This is a genomic window from Deferrisoma sp. (assembly GCF_054681715.1).
Genome location: NZ_BAAHFQ010000167.1, coordinates 1 through 5,928 on the forward strand (window position 1 = coordinate 1; position 5,928 = coordinate 5,928).

The window sequence follows — 5,928 nt, forward strand, 5'->3', positions numbered from 1 at the left end:
CCCCTCACCCCGGCCCTCTCCCCCCGAGGGGGAGAGGGGGACAGACGGCGGGGCTCCTCGCCGACACAAAGCGGTTCCCCCTCCCCCGGTGGGAGGGGGTCAGGGGGAGGGGGTCACGACCAACGACGAACGACCTGCGACGGACGAAAAACGATTCTCAGCCGTTCCACGATTTTCGATTCACGCCTCACGATTCACGGCACTTCACGGAACCCACAAGGAGGTGGCGTTCATGACGTACGGACCGGGAGCTTCGGCGTACCGGCAGACCCAGGTGGCCACGACGACGAGCCAGCAGAAGCTCATCGTGATGGCCTACGACGGGGTGCTGCGGTTCCTGAACCAGGGCATCGAGCACATCGAGAAGCGGGAGATCGAGGCGAAGCACGAAAAGCTCACGAAGGCCCGGGCCGTGATCCAGGAACTCGCGAGCACGCTGAACCTGGAGGCCGGGGGCGAGATCGCCCGGAACCTCTGGAACCTCTACATGTTCTTCATGCAGAAGATCACCGAGGCGAACCTCACGAACGACCCCGAGCCCGTGCGGGGCATCCTGCCGGCGATCCGGGAACTCCGGGACGCCTGGGCGGAGCTCAAGCTCGAGGAGGCCGACGAGGACGTGAAGGCCCTCGACCGCCGGGTGCCCGTGGCCGAGGAGGGGGCGAGGCTGAGCGTCACGGGCTGAGGGCGGGGAAAAGGCCGTGAATCGTGAATCGTAAATCGTGAATGGTTCACGGCCCTGCGGGCCGGCCCCCCCTCACCCCGGCCCTCTCCCCCTCGGGGGGAGAGGGAGACAGACGGCGGGGATCCCTGCCGGGACAAAACGGTTCCCCCTCCCCCGGTGGGAGGGGGACAGGGGGAGGGGGAAGCAACGACGGTCCCCTCACCCCGGCCCTCTCCCCCTCGGGGGAGAGGGAGACAGACGGCCGGGCTCTCCGCCGGCGCAGAGCGGTTCCCCCTCCCCTGGTGGGAGGGGGGCAGGGGGAGGGGGTGGCGGCAACGCCCCCTCACCCCGGCCCTCTCCGCCTCAGGGGGAGAGGGAGTGAGCGAAGCCCGAAGGAGGGTGACGGGTCACGCGTCACGGATCACCCGTCACGGGGCGTGAAGCGCCCCACGATTCCCCATTCCCCATTCACGGACCGTACCGATGGCACACACCGCGAACCGAGAGCCCGCCGATCCCCGGGGGGAGACGCTCAAAGCGATTCTGGTGGCCCAGATCGGGGTGTGCCGGGAGATCCTCGAGGCCACCCGGGCCGCGGCGCTGGCGGCCGAGGCCCTCGACATCCCGGGCATCGAGGAGGCCATGGCGCGCCGGGGGCGGGCGCTCGAGGAACTCGGGCACCTCGAGGCCGAGGCCGAGGGCCTGCGGGGCCAGGACTTCGCGCCCCCACCGCTTCTGGCCGAGCACTTGGCGGCCCTGTCGGACCTGACGGTGCGGATCCGCCGGGCCGACGCCGAGGCCCGGTGCGCGGCCGAGCGGGCCCAGGAGGAGATCCAGCGGCGGGTCCGGGAGCTCCAGAGGGGGCAACGGGGGCTCGCCGGGTACCGCGGCCCCACCGACCCCACGCCCCGGTTCGCGGACCGCAAGGGATGATCCCGGATCCCGGGGTGATCCGCGGCTAGGCGGCGAGGCGGCTGGGCGGCGAGGCCGCTGAAAGCCTTCGGGATTCCGGCGCAACCGCTTCTCCAGACCGTGGGAGCGGCTTCCGAGCCGCGATCGTTCTCTTGCGGGCCTTCGGCCCGGATCGCGCCCTGGAGGGCGCTCCCACACGGCGCCCCCACGAGTTGCCTTCCCGCGTCGGAGGGCCCCGCAGCGGGCGACAGAGGCTCCCGAACGAAAAAACGCCCCGGCGCCAGGCGCCGGGGCGTTTTCGGGTGCGGATGGTGGAGATGAGCGGGATCGAACCGCCGACCTCTGCGTTGCGAACGCAGCGCTCTCCCAGCTGAGCTACATCCCCACGCGGGAAGCCGGGTGTATACCACACCGGGCCGAGGCGGGGCAAGGGGGGTTTCGCACGCCGCGCGTGCGTGCGCGGACGCGGGGACGCTGGACGCGCGGACGGAAAGCGCCCGGGGCGCCCGCCGACGGCGGTCTTTCCCTGCGCGCAGATCCCGGGTGCGCCCCTCTGCTTGACACGTTGCGCGGTGCGCCGGAAGAATACGGGATTCTTTGCCGGGTCGGGCCTGGACTTCTGGTCCGGGTGCGATCGGGGCGGGGCCCGGGCGCCCGGAAGACCGGCGGCTCGTTTGCCGCCCGACCGCCGCGCCGCCAAGCCACCCAGCAAGCGAGGGCTTCCATGGACCATCCCATCCGCCACAAGCTCGACCACCTCCTGCCCCACTGGATCGAGCACAACGCCTCCCATGCCGAGACGTACCAGGACTGGGCCGGGAAGGCCCGGGCCGAAGGCCTCGACGAGGTGGCCGCCGCCCTCGACCGGGCCGTGGAGGCGGCCGGCGAACTCGACGGCGCGCTCCGGCAGGCACTCGCTGCACTGGGGGGCGGTCCGGGGCACCCCCCCCTCAAGAATTCGCACCAAAGCGACGAAGGATAGGAAGGACCGCTTCCGAGGGGCGCCCGCGTGGAACTTCGTGGAACGCTGCGCGACTTCAGCTTGGCCGATATCATCCAACTGGTCGCCTTCGGCCAGAAGACGGGGGTGCTGCGGGTGGTGTGGCCCGAGGGCCGGGCCTCCATCTACTTCGAGGGGGGCGCCGTGGTGCATGCCGAGGCCCCCGGGTGCGCGGGCGAGGAAGCCGTGTACCGGATGTTCCGGATCGCGGACGGGGAGTTCCAGTTCCAAAACAGCGATGTCCCCCCTCCGGCGCGCACGATCGCGGTGGACCCCACGAATCTCGTGATGGAAGCGGCCCGGCTTCTCGACGAGTCGGGCCGGTCGAACGGCGCCCCCCCCGAAGGCGAGGCAGCCGAGGGGGATGGGGAGGAGATGTTGGGGGATTTCGGCGACATCTCCTTCGACCTCCCTGGGGAGCAGACTGGCGGCGAGCCCGATCCCGCCGCGGCCAAGGGGCAAATCCGGGACCTGCTGCGCCGGCGGTTCGGCCGGCGTGCCAAACGCATGATCGAGGCGGTGGACCGATGCGGAGAATCGAAAGAGGACCTGCTGGATCTGGCGGACCGCGTGGAGAAGTACGTCCGGGTGTTCCTGGACGAGGCCGCGGCACCCGCCGTGGGAGAGGAGATCCGGCGGCTCGTCGACGGGGGGCGTGGGGGCTCGGTATCCTGACCCTCCTCGCGGTGCACCTCCTGGCCGCCGCGGCCCCGGCTGCCGAACTCGCGGTTCGGATCGATAAGGATACCCTTTACGATATCGCCTCCGACTCCCAGAACCGCCGCTACATGGAACTGAGAAACCGGGTCAAAGAACTCAACCCGGGCCTCGCCCACTTCGACATCGTGCGGGAGGGGGACTCGATCACCCTGACCCTGGGGTTCCGGGAGGGACCCGACCGGGCCGAGTTCCGGCTCCTGGGATCGAAGCACGACTACTACCGCCTGGCCATGGGGGTGCGCCTCGACGAGACCCTGGAGATCCTCTGCCAAGCGGATCCCATGGTGGAGCCCCTGGGGGTCGAGCGGGACGGCAAGGTGTTCGTACTGAATCTCAGGTACCTCGGGGCGTTCCCGACCGCCGGGGCCCGACCCGCCGCCCCCCCACCGGCACCTTCTCCCGCCCCGGTCACGGAACCCACACCGAAGGCCCCGGTCGCTTTGCCCAACCCGCAGGCTTCGACGACCGAACCCGAGGGCGTCGAGAAACCGGTGAAAATCCCGGCGGCCCCGGCGCCGGCGCCAGAACCCGTGGCCGAGGCCGAGGCGCCCCCACCCCCGCCCCCGCCCCCGCCCCCGCCCCCGCCGGAACCCACCCCGGAGGAACAGGCGGCCGCCGCCTGGGAGGAGGCCAGGCGCGAGGACACCCTCCAGGCCTACGTCCGGTTCCTCGAACTCCACCCCGACGCGCCCCAGGCCGCCCAGGCCCGGGCCCGGGCGGACGAACTCCGGGAGGACCTCGCCTACCGCCAGGCCCTCCGCAGGGACACCGAGGAGGTGTACCGGGCGTTCCTCGACCACTTCCCCGCGTCACCCCACCGCGCCGAGATCGAGGCGCGGCTCCAGGCCATCGAGGCCGAGCGGGAACGCCGGCGGGCCGAACAGGAGGCCCAGGCCGCCGAGAGGCAACGCCGGGCCAAAGCCTACGCCGAGGCGCGAAAGCTCGACACGGCGGAAGCCTACCGCATCTTCCTGGCGGCCTACCCCGATGCCCCCGAAGCGAAGGAGGCCCGGCGTAGGCTTAAGGCCCTCGAGGCCGACGACCAGGCCTACACCGAGGCGCGGGGCGACGAGCGAAAACTCGAGGAGTACTTGGCCCGGTTTCCCGAAGGGCGCCACCGGGCGGAGGCCCAAGACGAGATCAAGACGCTCAAGCGCCAGCGTCTCGAGGCCGACTACCGGGAGGCCATCGCGAAGGGCACCGAGGAGGCGCTGGAGGCGTTCCTCAAGGCCTGGCCGCGAAGCCCTTACGAAAGCGAGGTGCGCCGCCGGTTGGCCGAGATGCGAGAGCCGCCCGAACCGCCGGCCCCCAAGCCCGAACCGGCCGCCGCTGGCACCCTGAAAGCGGTCCGGGTGGCCACCCTGCCCGAGGCCGACGGGAACCCGGCCGACGACGTGTGGGCCCGGGCACCCGAGGCGACGGTGCCCCTCCTGGGCACCGAGAGGGATCTGCGCGTGCGGGCCGCCCATGACGGCCGGGACATCGTGGTGCTGGTGCGGTGGAACGACCCCACCCGCGACGCCCTCTACCGGCCCTGGGTCTGGGATCCCTCCCGCAACGCTTACCGCCAGAACGAGCAGGCCGACGACGGCCTGGCCTTCGCCATCTACGCCACCGGGGAGATCGCCGACCCCTGCATGCTGCAGGGGCTCGACCTTGAAGCCGACATGTGGATCTGGCGGGCCTTCTGGTCGGAACTCACGGGCCACGCCTCGGACGCGCGGCTCCAGATCAGCCGGACCCGCATGCCCCGCTCGAACCCCTACCCCGCCCGGGACGGCTCGGGCCAGCTCTGGATCCGGGAGGAGCCCGACGTGGGGGCGTTTCCCTGGTCGTTCTTCGTGCCGGTGGAGTTTCAGGGCGCGGTGGTGGCGAGCTACAAGCCCTCCCGGGCCGCCGGAAGCCGGGCCGACGTGACGGCGCGGGCCACCTGGACCGATGGCGTGTGGACCGTGGAGTTCAAGCGCCGGCTCGACACCGGGAACGACGACGACATCGCCCTGAAGCCGGGGCTCGTCTATTCCACTGCCTTCGCCGTGTACGACCGGGCCGAGAAGGACCGCCACGCCACCACGGGAATGGTTCGCCTCGAACTGGAAGGGGGCCGCTGATGGCTAAGCCGGCAGGGGTGCAGATCCGCCGCTGGTTCTTCTTTCTCATGATCCTGCTCGTGGGCACGAATGGGGGGGTCCTTGCGGGGAGTTGGCTCGTGGAGCGGGCCATCACCGAGGCCGTGCGCACGGCCCAGCCCGTGGTGGAGACGACCGGGCGGATCCGCGCCGCGATCCTCGAGGCCCAGCGGGAGATGTTCCGGTACCTCGCCGAGTTCTCCGACGACGTGTCGGGGGCCCTGGCACACCTGGACCGGGTTCGGGCCGAGGTGGAGCGGGCCCGGGCGCTCCCCGGCGCCCGCGGCTTGGAAGGCGATCTCAAGGCCATCGAGACCGGGGTGGAGCAGTACCGGAAGGTCCTCGAACTCCTGCCGGGTGCCGCCGGCGGCACCCGGGACTGGAGCCGGATCCAGGAGTACGGGAGCACCGCGGTCCGGTTGGGGGACGCGGTGCGGGAACGGGCGGAGCAACTGACCCAGCGGGCCCTCGAGACCATCGAGGCCCGGGGGGCCACGGCCCTC

At 71.5% G+C, this 5,928-nt stretch carries 6 protein-coding genes and 1 tRNA gene; 6 read left to right on the top strand and 1 reads right to left on the bottom strand.

From position 1 onward, the window contains the following. Positions 1 to 232 precede the first annotated feature (232 nt). Positions 233 to 685: a flagellar export chaperone FliS gene (gene fliS, locus ACY0I8_RS15465; protein WP_461395453.1), complete on the top strand. Its 453-nt coding sequence runs from the start codon at positions 233 to 235 to the stop codon at positions 683 to 685. Between the two features lie 462 nt (positions 686 to 1,147). Next, entirely contained in the window at positions 1,148 to 1,597 is a 450-nt protein-coding gene (locus tag ACY0I8_RS15470; protein WP_461395454.1) for a hypothetical protein, read from the top strand. A 288-nt stretch (positions 1,598 to 1,885) separates the two neighbouring features. Here the strand turns inward: ACY0I8_RS15470 and ACY0I8_RS15475 are convergent. After that, a tRNA-Ala gene (locus tag ACY0I8_RS15475) sits at positions 1,886 to 1,961 on the bottom strand. A gap of 339 nt (positions 1,962 to 2,300) precedes the next feature. Between ACY0I8_RS15475 and ACY0I8_RS15480 the strand changes: the two genes are divergently transcribed. The 4 genes from ACY0I8_RS15480 to ACY0I8_RS15495 all read left to right on the top strand — a co-directional run. Further along, a complete protein-coding gene (locus ACY0I8_RS15480) occupies positions 2,301 to 2,558 on the top strand; it encodes a hypothetical protein (RefSeq protein WP_461395455.1) in 258 nt (85 codons plus the stop codon). A 27-nt stretch (positions 2,559 to 2,585) separates the two neighbouring features. Continuing rightward, on the top strand, positions 2,586 to 3,251 hold the full coding sequence (locus ACY0I8_RS15485) for a DUF4388 domain-containing protein (protein ID WP_461395456.1): 666 nt from the start codon (positions 2,586 to 2,588) through the stop codon (positions 3,249 to 3,251). A 113-nt stretch (positions 3,252 to 3,364) separates the two neighbouring features. Beyond that, positions 3,365 to 5,407, top strand: a complete 2,043-nt coding sequence (locus tag ACY0I8_RS15490) for an ethylbenzene dehydrogenase-related protein (protein WP_461395457.1) — start codon at positions 3,365 to 3,367, stop codon at positions 5,405 to 5,407. Then, on the top strand, positions 5,407 to 5,928 hold a 522-nt coding region (locus ACY0I8_RS15495), incomplete at its 3' end, for a hypothetical protein (protein WP_461395458.1). The genes ACY0I8_RS15490 and ACY0I8_RS15495, both read left to right, overlap by 1 nt.

Excerpts from the sequence above, each read along its gene's own strand:
- fliS (WP_461395453.1), top strand. The coding sequence starts at position 233 with ATGACGTACGGACCGGGAGCTTCGGCGTACCGGCAGACCCAGGTGGCC.
- ACY0I8_RS15470 (WP_461395454.1), top strand. The coding sequence starts at position 1,148 with ATGGCACACACCGCGAACCGAGAGCCCGCCGATCCCCGGGGGGAGACG.
- ACY0I8_RS15480 (WP_461395455.1), top strand. The coding sequence starts at position 2,301 with ATGGACCATCCCATCCGCCACAAGCTCGACCACCTCCTGCCCCACTGG.
- ACY0I8_RS15490 (WP_461395457.1), top strand. The coding sequence starts at position 3,365 with ATGGAACTGAGAAACCGGGTCAAAGAACTCAACCCGGGCCTCGCCCAC.